The sequence below is a fragment of the Streptomyces triticisoli genome, from assembly GCF_003270085.1.
In the GTDB taxonomy this organism is placed as follows: Bacteria; Actinomycetota; Actinomycetes; order Streptomycetales; family Streptomycetaceae; genus Streptomyces; species Streptomyces triticisoli.
Genome location: NZ_QFDQ01000059.1, coordinates 1 through 19098 on the forward strand (window position 1 = coordinate 1; position 19098 = coordinate 19098).

A 19098-nucleotide genomic window follows, 5' to 3' on the forward strand; every position below is an offset into this window, starting at 1 on the left:
GCTCAGGCCCCGGCGCCCGCGAAGCCGGCCCCTGCGAAGCCGGCCGCCGCGAAGCCCGAGCCTGCCGCCGAGGCGCCCGCCGGCCCCGAGTTCGTGACGCTGCGCGGCCCCTCCGCCGCGGTCGTCAGGAACATGAACGCCTCCCTGGAGCTGCCCACGGCCACATCCGTGCGCGCCGTCCCGGTGAAGCTGCTGTTCGACAACCGCATCGTCATCAACAACCACCTCAAGCGGGCCCGCGGCGGGAAGATCTCCTTCACGCACATCATCGGCTACGCGATGGTCCAGGCCATCAAGCAGATGCCGTCGATGAACTGGTCCTTCGCCGAGAAGGACGGCAAGCCCACCCTGGTCAAGCCGGACCACGTCAACCTCGGCCTGGCCATCGACCTGGTCAAGCCCAACGGCGACCGCCAGCTGGTCGTGGCCGCCATCAAGAAGGCCGAGACGCTGAACTTCTTCGAGTTCTGGCAGGCCTACGAGGACATCGTCCGCCGCGCCCGCGAGGGCAAGCTGACGATGGACGACTTCACCGGCGTCACCGCATCCCTCACCAACCCCGGCGGCCTCGGCACGGTCCACTCGGTGCCGCGCCTGATGCCCGGCCAGTCGGTGATCTTGGGCGTCGGCTCCATGGACTACCCGGCGGAGTTCCAGGGCACCTCCCAGGACACCCTGAACAAGCTCGGCATCTCCAAGGTCATGACGCTCACGTCGACCTACGACCACCGGGTGATCCAGGGCGCCGCCTCCGGCGAGTTCCTGCGCGCGGTGGCCAACCTGCTGCTGGGCGAGCACGGCTTCTACGACGACATCTTCAAGGCGCTGCGCATCCCCTACGAGCCGGTCCGCTGGCTCAAGGACATCGACGCCTCGCACGACGACGACGTCACCAAGGCCGCCCGCGTCTTCGAGCTGATCCACTCCTACCGGGTCCGCGGCCACGTCATGGCCGACACCGACCCGCTGGAGTACCAGCAGCGCAAGCACCCCGACCTCGACATCACCGAGCACGGGCTCACCCTGTGGGACCTGGAGCGCGACTTCGCGGTCGGCGGCTTCGCCGGCAAGACGCTGATGAAGCTGCGCGACATCCTCGGCGTGCTGCGCGACTCGTACTGCCGCACGGTCGGCATCGAGTTCATGCACATCCAGGACCCCAAGCAGCGCAAGTGGATCCAGGACCGCGTGGAGCGCCCGCACGCCGGCCTGGAGCGCGACGAGCAGCTGCGCATCCTGCGCCGGCTGAACGCCGCCGAGGCCTTCGAGACCTTCCTGCAGACGAAGTACGTCGGCCAGAAGCGGTTCTCCCTGGAGGGCGGCGAGTCCGTCATCCCGCTGCTCGACGCGGTCCTCGACTCGGCGGCCGAGTCCCGCCTGGACGAGGTCGTCATCGGCATGGCCCACCGCGGCCGCCTCAACGTCCTGGCCAACGTCGTCGGCAAGTCGTACGCGCAGATCTTCCGCGAGTTCGAGGGCAACCTCGACCCGAAGTCGATGCACGGCTCCGGTGACGTGAAGTACCACCTGGGCGCCGAGGGCACGTTCACGGGCCTGGACGGCGACCAGATCAGGGTCTCGCTGGTGGCCAACCCCTCCCACCTGGAGGCGGTGGACCCGGTCCTGGAGGGCGTCTCCCGCGCCAAGCAGGACATCATCGGCAAGGGCGGCACCGACTTCACGGTCCTGCCGGTGGCGATCCACGGCGACGCGGCCTTCGCGGGCCAGGGCGTGGTGGCCGAGACCCTGAACATGTCGCAGCTGCGCGGCTACCGCACCGGCGGCACGGTCCACATCGTCATCAACAACCAGGTCGGCTTCACCGCCGCCCCGGAGTCCTCGCGTTCCTCCATGTACGCGACGGACGTGGCCCGCATGATCGAGGCCCCGATCTTCCACGTCAACGGCGACGACCCCGAGGCCGTCGTCCGCGTGGCGCGGCTCGCCTTCGAGTTCCGCCAGGCGTTCAACAAGGACGTGGTGATCGACCTCATCTGCTACCGCCGCCGCGGGCACAACGAGTCGGACAACCCGGCCTTCACCCAGCCGCTGATGTACGACCTGATCGACAAGAAGCGCTCGGTGCGCAAGCTCTACACCGAGTCGCTGATCGGCCGGGGCGACATCACCCTGGAGGAGGCCGAGCAGGCCCTGCAGGACTACCAGGGCCAGCTGGAGAAGGTCTTCACCGAGGTCCGCGAGGCCACCACCGCCTCCCAGCAGGTGCCCGTGGACTCCCAGGAGCCGCAGGACGGCTTCCCGGTCGCGGTCCCGACGGCCGTCTCCACCGAGGTCGTCAAGCGCATCGCCGCGTCCCAGGTCGACCTCCCCGAGCACTTCACCGTCCACCCGCGTCTGCAGCCGCAGCTGCAGCGCCGTGCGGCCATGGTCGAGGACGGCACGATCGACTGGGGCATGGGCGAGACCCTGGCCATCGGCTCGCTGCTGCTCGAGGGCGTCCCGGTCCGGCTGGCCGGCCAGGACTCCCGCCGCGGCACCTTCGGCCAGCGGCACGCGGTGATCATCGACCGTGAGACGGGCGAGGGCTACACCCCGCTGCTGCACCTTTCCGAGGACCAGGCCCGGTACAACGTCTACGACTCCCTGCTGTCCGAGTACGCGGCGATGGGCTTCGAGTACGGCTACTCGCTGGCCCGCCCGGACGCGCTCGTCATGTGGGAGGCCCAGTTCGGCGACTTCGCCAACGGCGCCCAGACGGTCGTGGACGAGTTCGTCTCCTCCGCCGAGCAGAAGTGGGGCCAGACGAGCGGCGTCGTGCTCCTGCTGCCGCACGGCTACGAGGGCCAGGGCCCGGACCACTCCTCCGGGCGCCCGGAGCGGTTCCTGCAGCTGTGCGCGCAGAACAACATGACGGTCGCGATGCCGACCCTGCCGTCGAACTACTTCCACCTCCTGCGGTGGCAGGTGCACAACCCGCACCACAAGCCGCTGGTCGTCTTCACCCCGAAGTCGATGCTGCGCCTGAAGGCCGCGGCCTCGAAGGCGGAGGAGTTCACCACGGGCCAGTTCCGCCCGGTCATCGGCGACGCCTCGGTCGACCCGAGCGCGGTGCGCAAGGTCGTCTTCTGCGCCGGCAAGGTCTACTACGACCTCGACGCCGAGCGTCGGAAGCGCGGTGTGACGGACACGGCGATCATCCGTATCGAGCGGCTGTACCCGCTGGCGGGTGCCGAGCTCCAGGCCGAGATCGCCAAGTACCCGAACGCCGAGAAGTACCTGTGGGCCCAGGAGGAGCCGGCGAACCAGGGAGCGTGGCCGTTCATCGCCCTGAACCTCATCGACCACCTGGACCTGGCGGTCGGCGCGGACATCCCGGCCGGCGAGCGCCTGCGCCGCATCTCCCGCCCGCACAGCTCCTCCCCCGCCGTGGGTTCCGCGAAGCGGCACCAGGCGGAGCAGGAGCAGCTGGTGCGCGAGGTGTTCGAGGCGTAACCGCTCCCGCGGGTCGTACCTGACCGGGCCGCACTCCCTGAGCCGGAGTGCGGCCCGGCCGTTTTGGCGCACTTATCCTGGACCGCATGTACTTCACAGACCGTGGCATCGAAGAGCTGGAGAAGCGTCGGGGCGAGGAGGAGGTCACCTTCGAGTGGCTCGCCGAGCAGTTGCGGACCTTCGTCGACCTGAACCCGGACTTCGAGGTGCCGGTGGAGCGGCTGGCGACGTGGCTCGCCCGGCTGGACGACGAGGACGACGAGTAAGCACCGGACCCGTGACGGGTCGCCGTGCGCTTCCGGGCGCCCCTTCGGGGGCGCCCTGTCCTTTTCCGCTTCCTCGCATCACCTGAACGAGTGTCTTGACTTCCCGTGAGCGCGATATATCGTGTTTGACAGAGGACGCGATATGGCGTGTCGCGCACTATGCCGGGGAGGCCCGCATGTCCGAGTGGTCCGTCGGCGAGCCCAGGAAGCTCGCCTTCGACGAGCCCGTGACCGAGCTCAACGTCCGCATCGTCCACGGGACGGTGAACGTCGTGGGCACGGACGAGAGTTCCGCCCGCCTGGAGGTCTCCGAGATCGAGGGCCCGCCCCTCCTGGTCACCCAGCAGGGCGGCACGCTCACGGTGGCGTACGAGGACCTGCCCTGGAAAGGCTTCCTCAAGTGGCTGGACCGCAAGGGCTGGCGGCGCAGCGCCGTGGTCTCCGTGGCCGTGCCGTCGAGCACGCGCGTGGAACTCGGGGTGGTCGGGGCCGCCGCGACGGTCTCGGGGATCGACGGGCCCGCGGAGGTGAAAGGTGTCTCCGGGGACACGACCCTGGTGGGCCTGACGGGCCCGGTGCGCGCGGACACCGTGTCGGGCAGCGTGGAGGCGCAGGCCCTCTCCGGCGCCCTGCGGTTCAACTCGGTCTCCGGGGACCTGACGGTGGTCGACGGCGCCGGCCCCTCGGTGCGGGCCGACTCGGTGAGCGGATCGATGATCGTCGACCTCGACCCGGCGGGCGGCCCCACCGACGTCAGTCTGACCAGTGTCTCCGGCGAGATCGCCATCCGGCTGCCCCACCCGGCGGACGCGCGGGTGGAGGCGAACACGGCGAGCGGGACGGTGTCCAACGCCTTCGAGGACCTCAGGGTCGCCGGCCAGTGGGGCGCCAAGCGGATCACCGGCCGGCTCGGCGCGGGCAACGGCAGGCTGAAGGCGACGACCGTCTCCGGATCGATCGCCCTGCTGCGGCGCCCGCCGACCGAGGACGGACCGTGGGAGGCGGGGCCACGGGACGCCCGGCCGGGAGAGGGTTCCACCGGCACTCCGACCGACGGCACGACCGCCGGCACGACCGACAAGAAGGTGCTCTGACATGGCTCCCGTCTTCGCCCACGGCCGCCTGCGTCTCTACCTGCTCAAGCTGCTCGACGAGGCCCCGCGCCACGGCTACGAGGTGATCCGGCTCCTGGAGGAGCGCTTCCAGGGGCTGTACGCGCCCTCGGCGGGCACCGTGTACCCGCGGCTGGCCAAGCTGGAGACCGAAGGCCTGGTCACGCACACCACCGAGGGCGGCCGCAAGGTGTACGCCATCACGGACGCCGGCCGCGCCGAACTGGCTGGCCGGAGCGGCGAGTTGGCCGATCTGGAACTGGAGATCCGCGAGTCGGTCGCCGAACTCGCCGCGGAGATCCGGGCCGACGTGCGCGGCGCGGCGGGCGACCTGCGGCGCGAGATGCGCGCGGCGGCGTCCCGGACCCGGCAGGGCACCGGGGAGTACGACGGCGTCGACGACAAGGAGGCCTGGCAGGCCGCCAAGGAGGAGATGCGCCGGGTCAAGCAGGAGTGGAAGGAGCAGGCGCGGCGCGCCAAGGACGAGAGCCGCAGGGCACGCGAGGAGGCCCAGCGGGCCCGACGCCAGGCCAAGGAGGCGCAGGAGCGGGCGCGGGCCCAGGCTCAGGAGGAGCTGCAGCGCATCGCCCGGCGGGTCCAGGAGCAGGTGCAGGACCACTTCACCCGGGGCGACTGGCCCACCGGCGTGCGCGAGGGCCTGACCGAACTGGCCAAGGAGTTCGGCGACTTCGGCAAGGACTACGCCTTCGGCCGTACGGCGTCACACACGGAGTACTCCGACACCCCGGAGGACTTCCCCGCCGACTACGAACCGGCCTGGGCCCACGAGGACCTCACCGGCGACCCGGCCCGCGACCTGGACCGCCTCCTCGACCGCTTCCGCGACGACATCCGCGACGCGGCCAGGGACCACGGCATCACCCCCACCCAACTCCGGGAAACCCGCCGCCACCTGTCGACGGCCGCCGCCCACATCGCATCGGTGCTCCACATCCCGAAGACCTGACGGCATACGAACGGCGGGCCCGGAGGAAGTCCGGGCCCGCCGAAGAAGGGCGAGGTGAGACTCAGGACCGGGTGAGCACGATCTTGCCGAACTGGTCGCCCGACTCCATCCGTTCGAAGCCCTCGCGGGCCCGGTCGAGCGGCAGTACCTCGTCGATGACGGGACGCACCCCGGTGGTGGCGCAGAAGGAGAGCAGGTCCTCCAGCTCGTCCTTGGTCCCCATGGTCGAGCCGACGACCTTCAGTTCCAGGAAGAAGATGCGGGTCAGCTCGGCGTGCGAGGGACGGTCGCCGCTCGTCGCCCCGGAGATGACGAGCGTGCCGCCGGGCCGCAGCGACTTCACCGAGTGCGACCAGGTGGCCGCGCCGACGGTCTCGATCACGGCGTCCACCCGCTGCGGCAGCCGCGCCCCCGGCTCCAGTGCCTCCACCGCGCCGAGCTCCACCGCCCGCTTGCGCTTGGCCTCGCTCCGGCTGGTGGCGAACACCCGCAACCCCGCCGCCCTGCCGAGCACGATCGCGGCCGTGGCGACACCACCGCCGGCACCCTGCACGAGGACGGAGTCCCCGGGACGTACCCCCGCGTTGGTGAAGAGCATCCGGTATGCCGTCAGCCAGGCCGTGGGCAGACAGGCCGCCTCCTCGAAGGAGAGCTCCTTGGGCTTGGGCAGGACGTTCCAGGTCGGTACGGCGACCTGCTCGGCGAAGGTGCCCTGGTAGCGCTCGGTGAGGATGGACCGGGGCTCCTTCGGCCCGACCCCGTGTCCGCTCTGTCCGATCACGGAGTGCAGGACGACCTCGTTGCCGTCCTCGTCGACGCCGGCGGCGTCGCAGCCGAGGATCATCGGCAGCTTGTCCTCGGGCAGGCCCACACCCCTGAGCGACCAGAGGTCGTGGTGGTTCAGGGAGGCGGCCCTGACGTTGACGATGCTCCAGCCGGGGCGGGTCTCGGGGGCCGGGCGGTCCCCCGTCTCCAGGCCGTTCAGCGGCTGGTCGCGGTCGATTCGGGCGGCGTAGACAGCGAACATGACCTTGACGATAGGGGCACGCGAGCAGCTATGGAACCACGGACCGCTGTGACACACGCCCCCTTGCCAAGCGCTTTCCAGGCGAGAGAAGCCGGGCAGAAGAAAAGGCCCCGCCCGTCAGCACTTGCGTTCGGGCGAGGCCATCCGGGTCACCTCAGCGTCGGGCGACGCCCTCCGCCCGAGCCGCTGCGGCCACCGCCGCGGTCACGGCCGGAGCGACCCGCTCGTCGAACGGCGACGGGATCACGTAGTCCGCGGCAAGGTCGTCCCCGACGACTCCGGCCAGCGCCTCGGCCGCCGCGATCTTCATGCCCTCGGTGATGCGGGACGCCCGCACCTGCAGCGCGCCCGCGAAGATGCCGGGGAACGCCAGGACGTTGTTGATCTGGTTCGGGAAGTCCGACCGCCCGGTCGCCACGACCGCCGCGTACTTGTGCGCGACCTCGGGGTGCACCTCGGGGTTCGGGTTGGCCATGGCGAACACGAAGGCGCCCTCGGCCATCGACGCCACGGCCGCCTCCGGCACCGTACCGCCGGAGACGCCGATGAAGACGTCGGCGCCGGCCAGTGCGTCCTCCAGGGACCCGCTGACGCCCGCCTTGTTGGTGAACTCGGCCAGCTCGCGCTTGACCGGCGTCAGGTCCTCCCGGTCGGCCGACACGACGCCCTTGCGGTCCGTGACGGCGACATCGCCGATACCGGCCCCGATCAGCATCCTGGCGATGGCGACACCGGCCGCGCCCGCGCCCGAGATGACGGCCCGCAGCTCCCCGATCGCCCGCCCGCTCAGCCGCGCCGCGTTGCGCAGCGCCGCCAGCGTCACGACCGCGGTGCCGTGCTGGTCGTCGTGGAAGATCGGGATGTCCAGGCGCTCCTGCAGCCTGCGCTCGATCTCGAAGCACCGGGGTGCCGAGATGTCCTCCAGGTTCACCCCGCCGAAGGACGGCGCGAGGCGCACCACGGTCTCGACGATCTCGTCGACGTCGGTGCAGTCGAGCGCGATCGGGATGGCGTCCACGCCGGCGAACTGCTTGAACAGAATCGCCTTCCCCTCCATCACCGGAAGGGAGGCCTCGGGGCCGATGTCCCCGAGTCCCAGGACGGCCGTGCCGTCGGTCACGACGGCGACCACGGACGACTTCCACGTGTAGTCGTGGACCAGGTCCGGCTGCTCCGCGATCGCGGAGCACACGCGCGCGACACCGGGCGTGTACGCCAGGGACAGGTCGTCCTTGTCACGGACGGGCACGGTGGCCTGCACGGCCATCTTGCCGCCGCGGTGCAGCGCGAAGGCCGGGTCGAAGGAATCGAGCGGCTCTGCTCCGCTTTCCTGACCAGTGCTGTCGCTGCGAGGATTGACGATCTCCGCTGCCACTTGGTTTTACCCCTTTAAGTATTCACGGTTTGAGGGTTGCCACTCCCTGGTGAGGGGTGGGCGGGACCGCGCACGGCCCCGCAACTGATGCGTTCGGACCCACGCGCGACGGGCGCGCCGCACACGCACCCTGAGCCCCGGATGAGGGGTGTAAAGAACCTTCTTACCGGACGGACGGCGTCGACGACGAGTCCATAACGCGAAGGTCACATGACGCAGCCCTGACATCCGACCCCATGTGGGCATAAGTCCACGCCAGGCACCTGCCAGGTACTCAAATGCACCCAAACATTCTGTCCTGGCAGGCCACATCCTGAGACGGACCGAAGATTTTCCGGCCGCCAGGAGCAATCGCCGCGGATGATCCGGCAGTGACGGACCTGCTCCGCGGGGTTCGGGGGTCACCCGTTATCCGATTTTGACATGGCGGGGCCCCTGAATGGCGCAGCCTGAATGGCAAGATGCGGTCAATCACGCGAGGTCGCGACACCCGAAGGTGTGTGTTCTCGTCGACCCATCGGCAGCTCCACCCATCAGCCGGAGGAACCACCATGACCGCAAGCTCCACCCGTCGTACGACCGCCGCGCACTCCCGGCTTGTCGCGGTGTCTGCGATCGCGGTCGCAGGCGCCCTGATTCTCACCGGCTGCGGTGACCAGACCAAAAAGGCCGGCGGCAACTCCTCGGCCCCCCTCGCCGACAAGCTCCCCAAGGACATCCGCGACGCGGGCGTCATCAAGGTGGGCTCCGACATCGCCTATCCGCCAGTCGAGTACATGCAGGGCGGCAAGGCCGTCGGCATAGACCCCGACATCGCGGAGGCCCTGGGCAAGCAGCTGGGCGTGAAGTTCGAATTCCAGAACGGCAAGTTCGCGCAGCTCATCGTGGGTCTGCAGTCCAAGCGCTACGACGTGGCCATGTCGGCGATGAACGACACGAAGGACCGCCAGAACGGCATCGACTCCGACACTGGCAAGAAGGTCGGCAACGGCATCGACTTCGTCGACTACTTCACCGCCGGCACCTCGATCCTCGTCCAGAAGGGCAACCCGAAGGGCATCAAGACGCTGGACGACCTCTGCGGACAGGTCGTGGCCCTGCAGAGGGGCACCACGTCCGAGGGCATCGCGAAGGCCCAGAACACCAAGTGCAAGAAGGACGGCAAGAAGGCCATCACACTGCAGACCTTCGACACCGACCCCGAGGCGCTGCTCCGCCTCAAGCAGGGCGCGTCCGTCGCGGACCTGAACGACTTCCCGGTCGCGGCCTACAACGCCAAGACCTCGGGCGGTGGCAACGACTTCGAGGTCATCGGCGAGCAGATCGAGGCCGGCCCCTACGGCATCGGCGTCAGCAAGGAGAACACCCAGCTGCGCGACGCCCTCCAGGCTGCGATGAACGCGATCATCAAGAACGGCGACTACCAGAAGATCCTCGAGAAGTGGAACGTCACCGACGGTGGCATCACCGAGGCAAAGATCAACGGTGGCTCCTGAGCCCGCTGAGCCCGCGCGCGACACTGAAGGGGCAACCACTGTGACTGAGACTGTCGACAGGGCTCCGGCGGCATCGGTGCCGCCGGAACAGATCAAGGCCATCCCGGTGCGCCACTACGGCCGCTGGGTGGCCGGCGCCGCGGTCGTCGCGATCCTGGTGCTGATCGGGATCGCCTTCTCCAACGCGAAGATCAACTATGGCATCATCCCGGACTACGTCAAGGACGGCACGATCCTGTCCGGCGCCTGGCACACGCTGTACATCTCCGTGCTGGCCATGGTGCTGGGTCTCGTCCTGGGCGTGATCCTCGCCGTGATGCGGATGTCGTCGAACCCGGTCACGAGCACCGTGGCATGGTTCTACGTCTGGCTCTTCCGCGGCACCCCGGTCCTGGTCCAGCTCCTGCTCTGGTACAACATCTCGTTGGTGTTCCCCGTCCTCAACCTGGGGTTCTACAAGAACGACATGAACGCCGTGATGACCCCGTTCCTGGCGGCCCTGCTGGGGCTCGGCCTGAACGAGGCCGCATACATGTCGGAGATCGTCCGGGCCGGCATCCAGTCGGTCGACGAGGGGCAGACAGAGGCCTCGCACGCGCTGGGCATGACCCGAAGCCAGACGCTGCGGCGCGTGGTCCTCCCGCAGGCGATGCGCATGATCGTGCCGCCGACCGGCAACGAGTACATCAACATGCTGAAGACCTCGTCGCTGGCCTACGTGGTGCAGTTCAGCGAACTCATGAAGCGTGCCACGGACATCTCCAGCACCTCACTCGCGGTCGCTGAGATGTTCTTCGTCGCGTCGATCTGGTACCTGATGCTCACCAGCGTCTTCAGCGTGGGCCAGTACTACCTGGAGCGCCATTACGCCCGCGGTTCGACGCGCAACCTACCGCCGACCCCGCTCCAGCGTCTGAGGAAGAACCTCCGTATGTTCGGTTCGTTCCGCCGCCCGGAGGTGGCCCGATGAGCAACCTCACCAAGGGCATTGCCCCGAGCACCAGTGGCCACCCCATGGTCAGGGCCGAGGGTGTGCACAAGTCCTTCGGGCTCGCCCACATCCTCAAGGGCATCGACCTGGAGGTGAACCCGCGTGAGGTCTTCTGCCTGATCGGCCCGTCCGGCTCCGGCAAATCCACGTTCCTGCGGTGCATCAACCACCTGGAGAAGATCAGCGCCGGCCGGCTCTACGTCGACGGCGACCTGGTCGGCTACCGGCAGAAGGGCGACAAGCTCTACGAGCTGAAGGAGACGGAGGTCGCGGCGCAGCGACGGGACATCGGCATGGTGTTCCAGCGCTTCAACCTCTTCCCGCACATGACGGCGCTCGAAAACGTCATGGAGGCGCCGGTCCAGGTCAAACGCGAGGCCAAGGCCGTCGCCCGGGAACGGGCCCAGCGCCTGCTGGACCGAGTGGGCCTGGGCGACCGGACCGGCCACTACCCCGCTCAACTCTCCGGCGGTCAGCAACAGCGCGTCGCCATCGCCCGCGCACTCGCGATGGAGCCCAAGCTGATGCTCTTCGACGAGCCGACCTCGGCTCTCGATCCGGAGCTCGTCGGTGAGGTACTCGACGTGATGCGAGACCTCGCGGAGGACGGTATGACCATGGTCGTCGTCACCCATGAAATGGGCTTCGCCCGCGAGGTCGGCGACTCCCTGGTGTTCATGGACGACGGCGTGGTTGTCGAATCCGGCCACCCACGCGAGGTCCTGACGAACCCCCAGCACGAGCGGACCAAGTCGTTCCTGTCGAAGGTGCTGTAGCGCACCCGAGAAGGCGTAGCTGCACAACGGCTGTGGGGCTGCCCGGTACGGCGTACCGGGCAGCCCCACGCTCATCGTCCAGGCGTCAGCCGACCCAACGGGAGTTCCACTTCCCGCTGCAGTAAACCTGCCACCCGTAGTTCACCATCTCGTAGCCCCGCGCGCAGAACTCAGTCCGGCTGGTGCCACGGGTGATCGAGGGCCCGTAGTTGATGCCGGATCCGCCCAGACCAGCACACTTGGCCATCGGCCTGGTGGGGCGGTCGCAACGGTTGAGTGTCACGTCGATCTGATAGGCCTGCTGAGATCCGGACCAAACCGTTTTGCCGTACACGTCCTGCGCGCATCCGGGATCAGCCGACGCCGTACCGGCCGTGAGCGGGACAATCGCCGCGGCGGAGAGAACAACGGGCACAAAAGCGCCAAGTACCTTGCTTCGCACAAGTCTCCCCTTCACCAGTCGCGTCCCACTTGGGTGGTCAGACCTAAGCTGTTTGGGCGCACGACATGAATCGGACACCCGTTCGGGTGTTCGACGCCGCGACAGTACACAGGGCCAAAAAATCGATCAAGAAGTTCGAGCACTGGGTGTCTGGAAGCCCCTCCCCCAATGGCTTGATCTCCTCTGCCCATGAGCAGAACGCTTCAAAGGGACCACTGTTCGGCGAGCAGAGGACACATACGCGAATCCAGCCGTGACCAGAAAGAGGCGGTTCGGACTTCTTCGACCGCCTCAGCTGGAGTACAGGGGTCTACTTCAGCGCCAGCAGCAACGTGTCCGACGGTGAGCACCACACCGGCCGGGCCTCCGCGAAGCCCTTCTCGCGCAGTACGCGCGCGTGCCGGGCGGCGGAGGGCATCTCGCCGTCGGCGTGGTCGCCGTAGATCTCGAAGCGGCGGGCCGTGGGCTCGGCGAGGACCGGGTCCTTGGCCGCCAGGGCCCACCACTCCGCCCAGTCGAGGGCGCCGTTCTTCATGGCCCGGTCCCTGCGGGCGCGGCTGTGGGCGGCCTCGGCGGCGTTGATCCTCGGCGTGCTGTCGTCGATCATGTGGTCGGCGTTCATGAAGACACCGCCGTGGCGGACGAGTTCCGCGACCTGGCCGTAGAGGGCCTCCAGGGCTTCCGTGCGCAGCCAGTGGAGGGCCGTGGCGGTGAGGACCGCGTCGTACGTGTCGTACGGGAGCCGGGCGGGCCAGCCGGGGTCCTTGAGGTCGGCCTCGACGAGGGTCACCCGCGCGTCGCCGGCGAAGGTGCCCCGCGCGATGGTGAGCAGGGCGGGGTCGAGGTCGACGCCGGTGCTGGTTGCCCCCGGGAACCTGTCCAGGAGGCGGGCGGTGATGCTGCCGGTGCCGCAGGCGAGGTCGAGGACGCGCGGCTCGGGTCCGACGAAGGCCTCCACCATGTCGAGCATGACGCGGAAGCGGTCCTCCCGGTCGGGCATGTACCACTCCTGCTGGCGGTCCCAGCTCTCCTGCCAGGCCCGCCAGTCGCTGCCGGCGGCGGTGGCGGTCCCCGTGTCCGTGTCCGTCATCGCAAGCCCCTCCCTCACGCATGCCACGTAATACCCTGGAAGCACGACCGTCTGTTACTCGACCGCATGACGACCATAGAGCCCCGCCCGTAAGGACTACAAGTGGAACTGGCCTATTACTCGGATTACGCCGTACGTCTCGTCAACAGCGAGGAGCCGGCCCGGGGCAAGGACAGCCTGACCTCGGTCGAGGCGATCCGGGACCTGTTCGGCGCGAACTCCTCCGCGGCCCGCCGCGCCACCGACGCCGACGTCACGCGCTTCCGCTCGGTACGGGCCCGGCTGCGCGCGGTCTTCGAGGCGGCCGACACGGGCGACGAGACGCTCGCGGTGGCCCTGCTGAACTCGCTGCTGCTGGAGTTCCCGGTGAGCCCGCAGATCTCCGGGCACGACCACCGCGACGAGGACGGCCGCCCGCTGTGGCACATGCACCTGGCCGACCACCCGTCCAACGCCACGGCCGGCTACGCGGCGATCGCGGCGATGGGCCTGGCGTTCCACCTGACGGAGTACGGCGTCGACCGCCTCGGCCTGTGCGAGGCCGCGCCGTGCCGCAACGCCTACCTCGACACCTCGACCAACCGCTCGCGCCGCTACTGCTCCGACCGCTGCGCGACCCGCGCCAACGTGGCCGCCTACCGGGCCCGCAAACGCCTGGAGGCCGACCGGGCGGTGAAGACGGGCCTGGCCGCCGACAGCGCCCAGCGCACCAGCGCCAGCGGCGAGCGCTGAGCGGGCTTGCGCGGCCGGTAGCGGAACCACACCTTGCCCAGGACCAGGTCCTCGGGCACGGCGCCGTAGTCGGTGCTGTCGCCCCCCGCGTACGCGTTGTCCCCGAGCACCCACCAGCCGCCCTCGCGCAGCTCCGCCGCACGCTTGACGACCAGCAGGTCCTGCTGGAAGGGATGCCGCAGGACCACCACGTCACCCGGCCGGATCCGTGCGCCGTACTGCACCACGAGCCGGTCCCCGTGGTACAGCGTGGGCACCATGGACGGTCCGGTCACCTCGGCCAGCCCGAAAGGCAGTACGGCCCCCCTGCCCTCGCTCTCCTGCGACAGCTCCGGCATTCCCGGCACCTCCCCGGTCCGTTCCTCCACCAGTCCCAGTCTCACCCGGGACTTTTGTCCTAAGCCCCAGGGGGCACCCGCGAAAACACGCCTTGCAGGGAGTAATGTCCCACCTGAGAAGACGATCACGAGGAAGGAATGCTCCATGCTTTCCCGCCTGTTTGCCCCCAAGGTCAAGGTCAGCGCACACTGCGACCTTCCCTGCGGTGTGTACGACCCTGCCCAGGCCCGCATCGAGGCGGAGTCGGTGAAGGCCATCCAGGAGAAGATGGCCGGCAACGACGACCCGCACTTCCAGGCGCGCGCCACCGTCATCAAGGAGCAGCGTGCCGAGCTGGCGAAGCACCACGTCTCCGTGCTCTGGAGCGACTACTTCAAGCCCCCGCACTTCGAGAAGTACCCGGAGCTGCACCAGCTGGTCAACGACACGCTGAAGGCCCTCTCCACCGCCAAGGCCTCGACCGACCCGGCCACGGGCCAGAAGGCGCTGGACCACATCGCCCAGATCGACAAGATCTTCTGGGAGACCAAGAAGGCCTGACCGCAGGCGTCGTCCGCTGATCGGCGGTCGGTGCACCACTGCGGGTCGATGAGGACCGTGCAGAGGGTCCGGTCGGTTGTCCGGCCGGACCCTCTCTGCTGCGCCGGGGCCCTCTCCCGTCGGCTCGTGCCATGCTGGCGGGATGACGCTCGAAGACCTGGTACGACTGCGCCGGGCCCGCGACCGGATGGACCGTGAGTACGCCGAGCCGCTGGACGTGGCCGCGCTGGCGCGGACCGCGCTCATGTCGCCGGGGCACTTTCAGCGCAGTTTCCGGGCCGCCTTCGGGGAGACGCCGTACGGGTATCTCATGACCCGGCGCATCGAGCGGGCGAAGGCGCTGCTCAGGCGCGGGGACATGAGCGTGACGGAGGTGTGCCTGGCGGTGGGGTGTACGTCGCTGGGGTCGTTCAGCTCACGGTTCACCGAGCTCGTCGGTCAGACGCCGAGCGCCTATCGGGCGCGGTCGCACGAGGACGGCGCGGTGATTCCGGCGTGCATGGCCCGGACCTTCACGCGCCCGAGGCGCACGGGACCGCCGCCCGCGCCCTAACGTGGGGGAATGGACCTCAAACTCCACCAGTGCTTCATCGCCGTCGACGACCACGACAAGGCGCTCACCTTCTACCGCGACGTGCTCGGACTGGAAGTCCGCAACGACGTCGGGTTCGAGGGGATGCGGTGGGTGACCGTGGGATCGCCGCTGCAACCGGACGTGGAGATCGTCCTGGAGCCGCCCGCCGCCAACCCCGACGCCTCCCCCGCCGACAAGGAGGCCATGGCCCAACTGCTGGCCAAGGGCATGCTCCGCGGGGTCATCTTCAGCACCGCCGACTGCGACGCCCTCTTCTCCCGTGTCCAGGAGTACGGCGCCGACGTCGTCCAGGAGCCGATGGACCAGCCGTACGGGGTGCGCGACTGCGCGTTCCGGGATCCGGCCGGGAACCTGCTGCGGTTCCTGGAGCGGTCCGAGGGGCAGCGCTGAGGCGGGTACGCACATATGCAGGCGGTCATGCCGTGACCGGGCGAGGGCGAGAAGACCGGGGCGGGCAAGTACGGGCGTCGTCACGGCTCACCGCCACCCCCTGCGGTGCCGCTCCCGCCCTGCGCCACCTCAGTGCCTCTTCTGCTCAACCGGGTCCGACGGCAACGCCACCGCCGGGCCGGGGCCGCTCAGCGCTTTCTGCGGTAGGTGCGGACCAGTACGCCGTTGCCGAAGGTGCGCACCTCGTCGAGGGTGAACTCCGTGATGCGGAAGCCGGATCCGAACATCGGCAGGCCCGAGCCCAGCACGACCGGGTAGGTCTTGATGACGAGTTCGTCGATCTCGTCGGCCAGCTCGCCCGCGAGCTGCGAGCCGCCGCACAGGTAGATGCCGAGCTCGCCGTCCTCCGCCTTCAGTTCGCGGATGCGACCGGCGAGGTCCGCGGAGATGATCTCCACGTGCGGGTCGGGGGACTCGCCCAGGGTGCGCGAGGCGACGTATTCGCGCAGGTGGGCGTAGGGGCTGGTGATGCCCTCCTTGAGGGCCACGTCGTAGCTGGCCCGTCCCTGGACGACCGTGTCGAACCGCTTGTTCTCCAGCTCGTCGATGCCGAGCGCGCGGCGGCCATGGGCGGACACGGTCTCCGGGTACTCCGCCTTCAGGAAGGTGAGGAACTCCTCGTCGACGAAGGGGAAGAACATCTGCGCGTCGCCGCTCGGGTCCCCGATGAAGCCATCGATGGAGCAGGCGACGAAGTAGGTGAGCTTTCGCAAGCCGGTCTCCTTCCGTAGGCTGCCACGACCACTGCACTTGTAGTGCTTCAGTTGTAGTACTCCACCCGTAGTGGCTGCAAGAGGTTTTCGTGAGCCCGGGCAAGTGAGAGAAGGGGTTCCGCATGGCCGGCAATCCGGAGCGGCGGGCGGCGCTGGTCGACGCCGGGGTCGAGGTGCTCGCGCGCGAGGGCGCACGTGGGCTGACGTTCCGCGCGGTCGACGCCGAGGCCGGGGTCCCGGTCGGCACCGCCTCGAACTACTTCCCCAGCCGCGTCGACCTGCTGCGGCAGATCGACACCCGGCTGCACACCCGCCTCGCGCCCGACCCCGGGGTGCTTGCCACCCTGATGAACCGCCCCAAGGACCGCGCCCTGGTCGCGGCGTTCATGCACGACCTGCTGGCCCGCGCGACCCGCGACCGCACGGGCTACCTGGCCCTGCTGGAAATGCGTCTGGAGGCCACCCGGCGCCCCGAACTGCATGCCTCCTTCACCAAGTCGGTGCGCGGGGACCTGGAGGAGGCTCTGGAACACCACCGGGCCGCCGGTCTGCCCGGCGGCGACGAGACCGTGACCGTGCTCTACCTCGCCGTGCTCGGTCTGCTCCTGGAGCACCTGACCCTGCCGGGCGTCCTGGACGGCGTACTGCCCGGGGTGAGCGTGCCGGACGGGTTGGTGGACCGCATCGTGGTGACGATCGTTCCGGAGGGCTAGGGCGTGCGGGGTTCCCGCCACATCGGCCACATCCGGGGGCCGTCCGGGAGGTCGAGGGTGCGGCCGGTGAAGGTGAAGCCCAGGCGTTCGTAGAGTGTGATGCTGCGCTTGCTGCTGGCCTCCAGGTAGGCGGGCAGGCCCTTGTGGTCGCAGTGGTCGAGGGCGTGCTGGATGAGGGCGCTGCCCAGGCCCTCGCCCTGGCGGGCGGGAGTGACACCGATCATCCACAGGTACTCGTGGGCGCGGTCCGCCGGATGGAAGTCGGCCATCAGGCGGGCGATCTCCTCCACGCGCGCGTTGGCCGGGTCGACCGTCTCGCGCAGGCGGACGGCGTCGTCGGAGTCGTCCATGTCGTCGGGGGAAGCCACCGGTATCGACAGCCACAGCGCGCAGGCCGTGCCGTCCTCCGTCACGTCGATCCGGCCCTCTTCGAGCACGATGTCGGTGAAGGCGGTCATCAGCCGGTGGTGGGTCGTGCGGCGGTACTCCTCGCCGGGGAAGACCCAGCCGCTCACCGGGTCGTCCTGGAAGGCCTCGTCCAGCAGCCGTACGACCCGTGCGCGGTCGTCCTGTCCCGCTGACCGGATGCCTACGCCCATCTTCCGCCCTCTCAGCTCAAGTGGCCCTGGAAGTACGGGTGTTGAGCCTAGGGGAAAGGGGCGGGTCCCGCACACCGTGGGGCAGTGCGGGACCCGCCGGACCGGAGTCCCGGCGGCCGTACGGAGTCAGGAGCCGTACGGATCCGGTGGCTCCGGGGTCTTCCCCGGTGGGGCGGGTGTCAGCTGGTGCGCCTGGTCACGAACTCGGCCAGGGCCAGCAGGCCGCCCGCGTGCGCGGGGTCGGGGACGGCACGGGCCAGGTCGTCCACGGCCCGGGCCATCCGGTCGGCCGCCTGAGCCTGGGCCCAGTCCCGGCCGCCGGCCCGCTCCACCGCCAGCGCGGTGCGCTGCAGTTCCTCTTCTCCTTCCCGCCCTTCCCGATGGGGCCGCGAGTACAGCTCGGCGAGTTCGGCGGCGGCCGGGGCGCCGGAGGTCAGCGCGGCGACCACCGGCAGGGACTTCTTGCGGGCGGCGAGGTCGGCACCGGCCGGCTTTCCGGTGCGGCCCGGGTCACCCCATATGCCGATCACGTCGTCGATCAGCTGGAAGGCCAGCCCCGCCTGCCGGCCGAACGCGTCCAGCGCCTCGGCCTCCTCCTTCCCCGCTCCCGCGTACAGCGCGCCGACGGCACAGGCGCAGCCGAGCAGTGCGCCCGTCTTGGCCTCGGCCATGGCCAGCACCTCGGCGAGCGTGACCTCGCCGGGGGCCCGATGCTCCAGGGCCGTGTCCGCCTGCTGGCCCGCGCACAGCTCGACCACGCAGGCCGCGAGCCGGGCGGCGGCCGCCTGGGACGCCGGGTGCCGGTCCTCGGCGAGCAGCCGCAGGGCCAGCGCCTGCAGGGCGTCCCCGGCGAGGATCGCGTCGGTGTCGCCGAACACCGCCCACGCGGTGGGCCGGTGCCGGCGGGTGGCGTCCCGGTCCATCACGTCGTCGTGCAGCAACGTGAAGTTGTGGACCAGTTCCACCGCCGCGGCGGCCCGCGCCGCCCCCGCCCTCGCCTCCGGCCCGCCGAGTGCGGCGGCCGCCGTGAGGACGAGCGCCGGGCGGATCGCCTTGCCCTCGTTCCCTGCGGCCGGCGTGCCGTCCGCGTGCTCCCAGCCGAAGTGGTAGCGCGCGATCCGGCGCATCGAGGCGGGCAGGGAGTCGACCGCCGCCCGCAGTTCGGGATCGACCGACCTCCGGGAACGCTCGAGGATCAGCGCCGCGTCGTGTCCGTCGGGCGCACCCACCGGCCGGGGCACGGTCGCCGGACGCTCTGCCGTCCGCTCTGTCGTCTCCGTCATGGACTCGGCCATCCGATCCACATCCGATCCCCCTCGGAAGAGACCGCGGACGGTGGAGCTTCCGCAGCCGGAACCTGGCGCGTACTCCCGGGATGTACCCGGCCCGGCGGGCCGGGACACCGGTGGGCGGCGCGAGTCG

At 69.6% G+C, this 19098-nt stretch carries 20 protein-coding genes; 12 read left to right on the plus strand and 8 right to left on the minus strand.

Going from position 1 to position 19098, the window contains the following annotated elements; translation table 11 throughout:
* The 4 genes from DEP02_RS10710 to DEP02_RS10725 all read left to right on the plus strand — a co-directional run.
* Nucleotides 1-3453: multifunctional oxoglutarate decarboxylase/oxoglutarate dehydrogenase thiamine pyrophosphate-binding subunit/dihydrolipoyllysine-residue succinyltransferase subunit (locus tag DEP02_RS10710; RefSeq protein ID WP_198668377.1), on the plus strand; the 3453-nt coding region annotated here is incomplete at its 5' end.
* Nucleotides 3454-3539: 86 nt separating this feature from the next.
* Nucleotides 3540-3719, plus strand: coding sequence for a DUF6104 family protein (locus DEP02_RS10715; protein ID WP_003992906.1), 180 nt, complete (start codon nucleotides 3540-3542; stop codon nucleotides 3717-3719).
* A 176-nt stretch (nucleotides 3720-3895) separates the two neighbouring features.
* Nucleotides 3896-4813, plus strand: a complete 918-nt coding sequence (locus DEP02_RS10720; protein WP_112467110.1) for a DUF4097 family beta strand repeat-containing protein — start codon at nucleotides 3896-3898, stop codon at nucleotides 4811-4813.
* Between the two features lies 1 nt (nucleotide 4814).
* On the plus strand, nucleotides 4815-5798 hold the full coding sequence (locus DEP02_RS10725; RefSeq protein ID WP_112467111.1) for a PadR family transcriptional regulator: 984 nt from the start codon (nucleotides 4815-4817) through the stop codon (nucleotides 5796-5798).
* A 61-nt stretch (nucleotides 5799-5859) separates the two neighbouring features.
* On the opposite strand, the gene DEP02_RS10730 is transcribed toward DEP02_RS10725, so the two are convergent.
* Together DEP02_RS10730 and DEP02_RS10735 are read right to left on the minus strand one after the other, a co-directional pair.
* Nucleotides 5860-6825, minus strand: coding sequence for a zinc-binding dehydrogenase (locus tag DEP02_RS10730; protein WP_112467112.1), 966 nt, complete (start codon nucleotides 6823-6825; stop codon nucleotides 5860-5862).
* Nucleotides 6826-6979: 154 nt separating this feature from the next.
* A complete protein-coding gene (locus DEP02_RS10735; protein WP_112467113.1) occupies nucleotides 6980-8200 on the minus strand; it encodes an NAD(P)-dependent malic enzyme in 1221 nt (406 codons plus the stop codon).
* A gap of 551 nt (nucleotides 8201-8751) precedes the next feature.
* Here DEP02_RS10735 and DEP02_RS10745 point away from each other — a divergent pair.
* Genes DEP02_RS10745 through DEP02_RS10755 form a run of 3 tightly spaced genes read left to right on the plus strand, consistent with a single transcriptional unit; the run spans nucleotide 8752 to nucleotide 11463 of the window.
* The gene (locus DEP02_RS10745; protein WP_112467114.1) at nucleotides 8752-9696 is read left to right on the plus strand and encodes an ABC transporter substrate-binding protein; all 945 of its coding nucleotides are present in this window, start codon (nucleotides 8752-8754) and stop codon (nucleotides 9694-9696) included.
* Nucleotides 9697-9736: 40 nt separating this feature from the next.
* Nucleotides 9737-10666: an amino acid ABC transporter permease gene (locus tag DEP02_RS10750; protein WP_198668378.1), complete on the plus strand. Its 930-nt coding sequence runs from the start codon at nucleotides 9737-9739 to the stop codon at nucleotides 10664-10666.
* Nucleotides 10663-11463 carry an amino acid ABC transporter ATP-binding protein gene (locus tag DEP02_RS10755; RefSeq protein ID WP_112467116.1) on the plus strand — a complete coding sequence of 267 codons (801 nt, stop codon included), beginning with the start codon at nucleotides 10663-10665 and terminating at the stop codon, nucleotides 11461-11463. The genes DEP02_RS10750 and DEP02_RS10755 overlap by 4 nt, the downstream gene beginning before the upstream one ends.
* A gap of 85 nt (nucleotides 11464-11548) precedes the next feature.
* On the opposite strand, the gene DEP02_RS10760 is transcribed toward DEP02_RS10755, so the two are convergent.
* Both DEP02_RS10760 and DEP02_RS10765 read right to left on the minus strand, forming a co-directional pair.
* Nucleotides 11549-11905: a hypothetical protein gene (locus DEP02_RS10760; RefSeq protein ID WP_157977413.1), complete on the minus strand. Its 357-nt coding sequence runs from the start codon at nucleotides 11903-11905 to the stop codon at nucleotides 11549-11551.
* A 310-nt stretch (nucleotides 11906-12215) separates the two neighbouring features.
* Nucleotides 12216-12995 (minus strand): class I SAM-dependent methyltransferase, encoded by a 780-nt coding sequence (locus DEP02_RS10765; RefSeq protein ID WP_112467118.1) that lies wholly within the window; start codon nucleotides 12993-12995, stop codon nucleotides 12216-12218.
* A gap of 102 nt (nucleotides 12996-13097) precedes the next feature.
* Between DEP02_RS10765 and DEP02_RS10770 the strand changes: the two genes are divergently transcribed.
* Nucleotides 13098-13727, plus strand: coding sequence for a CGNR zinc finger domain-containing protein (locus DEP02_RS10770; RefSeq protein ID WP_112467119.1), 630 nt, complete (start codon nucleotides 13098-13100; stop codon nucleotides 13725-13727).
* On the opposite strand, the gene sodX is transcribed toward DEP02_RS10770, so the two are convergent.
* Nucleotides 13631-14065, minus strand: a complete 435-nt coding sequence (gene sodX / locus DEP02_RS10775; RefSeq protein WP_112467120.1) for a nickel-type superoxide dismutase maturation protease — start codon at nucleotides 14063-14065, stop codon at nucleotides 13631-13633. The genes DEP02_RS10770 and sodX overlap by 97 nt on opposite strands.
* Nucleotides 14066-14210: 145 nt before the next feature.
* Between sodX and sodN the strand changes: the two genes are divergently transcribed.
* The 3 genes from sodN to DEP02_RS10790 all read left to right on the plus strand — a co-directional run bounded on the left by sodN (nucleotide 14211) and on the right by DEP02_RS10790 (nucleotide 15591).
* Nucleotides 14211-14606 carry a superoxide dismutase, Ni gene (gene sodN, locus DEP02_RS10780; RefSeq protein ID WP_112467121.1) on the plus strand — a complete coding sequence of 132 codons (396 nt, stop codon included), beginning with the start codon at nucleotides 14211-14213 and terminating at the stop codon, nucleotides 14604-14606.
* A gap of 142 nt (nucleotides 14607-14748) precedes the next feature.
* The gene (locus DEP02_RS10785) at nucleotides 14749-15159 is read left to right on the plus strand and encodes a helix-turn-helix transcriptional regulator (protein WP_112467122.1); all 411 of its coding nucleotides are present in this window, start codon (nucleotides 14749-14751) and stop codon (nucleotides 15157-15159) included.
* 9 nt (nucleotides 15160-15168) lie between these two features.
* Nucleotides 15169-15591, plus strand: a complete 423-nt coding sequence (locus DEP02_RS10790; RefSeq protein ID WP_112467123.1) for a VOC family protein — start codon at nucleotides 15169-15171, stop codon at nucleotides 15589-15591.
* A 188-nt stretch (nucleotides 15592-15779) separates the two neighbouring features.
* Here DEP02_RS10790 and DEP02_RS10795 read toward each other — a convergent pair whose 3' ends face one another.
* Nucleotides 15780-16364 (minus strand): dihydrofolate reductase family protein, encoded by a 585-nt coding sequence (locus DEP02_RS10795; RefSeq protein ID WP_112467124.1) that lies wholly within the window; start codon nucleotides 16362-16364, stop codon nucleotides 15780-15782.
* Between the two features lie 122 nt (nucleotides 16365-16486).
* Between DEP02_RS10795 and DEP02_RS10800 the strand changes: the two genes are divergently transcribed.
* Nucleotides 16487-17077 (plus strand): TetR/AcrR family transcriptional regulator, encoded by a 591-nt coding sequence (locus DEP02_RS10800; protein WP_112467125.1) that lies wholly within the window; start codon nucleotides 16487-16489, stop codon nucleotides 17075-17077.
* Here DEP02_RS10800 and DEP02_RS10805 read toward each other — a convergent pair.
* Both DEP02_RS10805 and DEP02_RS10810 read right to left on the minus strand, forming a co-directional pair.
* Nucleotides 17074-17676 carry a GNAT family N-acetyltransferase gene (locus tag DEP02_RS10805; RefSeq protein ID WP_112467126.1) on the minus strand — a complete coding sequence of 201 codons (603 nt, stop codon included), beginning with the start codon at nucleotides 17674-17676 and terminating at the stop codon, nucleotides 17074-17076. The genes DEP02_RS10800 and DEP02_RS10805 overlap by 4 nt on opposite strands.
* A 179-nt stretch (nucleotides 17677-17855) precedes the next feature.
* Nucleotides 17856-18971, minus strand: a complete 1116-nt coding sequence (locus DEP02_RS10810) for a family 2 encapsulin nanocompartment cargo protein polyprenyl transferase (protein WP_112467127.1) — start codon at nucleotides 18969-18971, stop codon at nucleotides 17856-17858.
* Nucleotides 18972-19098: the final 127 nt, after the last annotated feature.

Excerpts from the sequence above, each read along its gene's own strand:
- DEP02_RS10715 (WP_003992906.1), top strand. The coding sequence starts at position 3,540 with ATGTACTTCACAGACCGTGGCATCGAAGAGCTGGAGAAGCGTCGGGGC.
- DEP02_RS10720 (WP_112467110.1), top strand. The coding sequence starts at position 3,896 with ATGTCCGAGTGGTCCGTCGGCGAGCCCAGGAAGCTCGCCTTCGACGAG.
- DEP02_RS10725 (WP_112467111.1), top strand. The coding sequence starts at position 4,815 with ATGGCTCCCGTCTTCGCCCACGGCCGCCTGCGTCTCTACCTGCTCAAG.
- DEP02_RS10730 (WP_112467112.1), bottom strand. The coding sequence starts at position 6,825 with ATGTTCGCTGTCTACGCCGCCCGAATCGACCGCGACCAGCCGCTGAAC.
- DEP02_RS10745 (WP_112467114.1), top strand. The coding sequence starts at position 8,752 with ATGACCGCAAGCTCCACCCGTCGTACGACCGCCGCGCACTCCCGGCTT.
- DEP02_RS10755 (WP_112467116.1), top strand. The coding sequence starts at position 10,663 with ATGAGCAACCTCACCAAGGGCATTGCCCCGAGCACCAGTGGCCACCCC.
- DEP02_RS10765 (WP_112467118.1), bottom strand. The coding sequence starts at position 12,995 with ATGACGGACACGGACACGGGGACCGCCACCGCCGCCGGCAGCGACTGG.
- sodX (WP_112467120.1), bottom strand. The coding sequence starts at position 14,065 with ATGCCGGAGCTGTCGCAGGAGAGCGAGGGCAGGGGGGCCGTACTGCCT.
- sodN (WP_112467121.1), top strand. The coding sequence starts at position 14,211 with ATGCTTTCCCGCCTGTTTGCCCCCAAGGTCAAGGTCAGCGCACACTGC.
- DEP02_RS10785 (WP_112467122.1), top strand. The coding sequence starts at position 14,749 with ATGACGCTCGAAGACCTGGTACGACTGCGCCGGGCCCGCGACCGGATG.
- DEP02_RS10790 (WP_112467123.1), top strand. The coding sequence starts at position 15,169 with ATGGACCTCAAACTCCACCAGTGCTTCATCGCCGTCGACGACCACGAC.
- DEP02_RS10800 (WP_112467125.1), top strand. The coding sequence starts at position 16,487 with ATGGCCGGCAATCCGGAGCGGCGGGCGGCGCTGGTCGACGCCGGGGTC.
- DEP02_RS10805 (WP_112467126.1), bottom strand. The coding sequence starts at position 17,676 with ATGGGCGTAGGCATCCGGTCAGCGGGACAGGACGACCGCGCACGGGTC.
- DEP02_RS10810 (WP_112467127.1), bottom strand. The coding sequence starts at position 18,971 with ATGGCCGAGTCCATGACGGAGACGACAGAGCGGACGGCAGAGCGTCCG.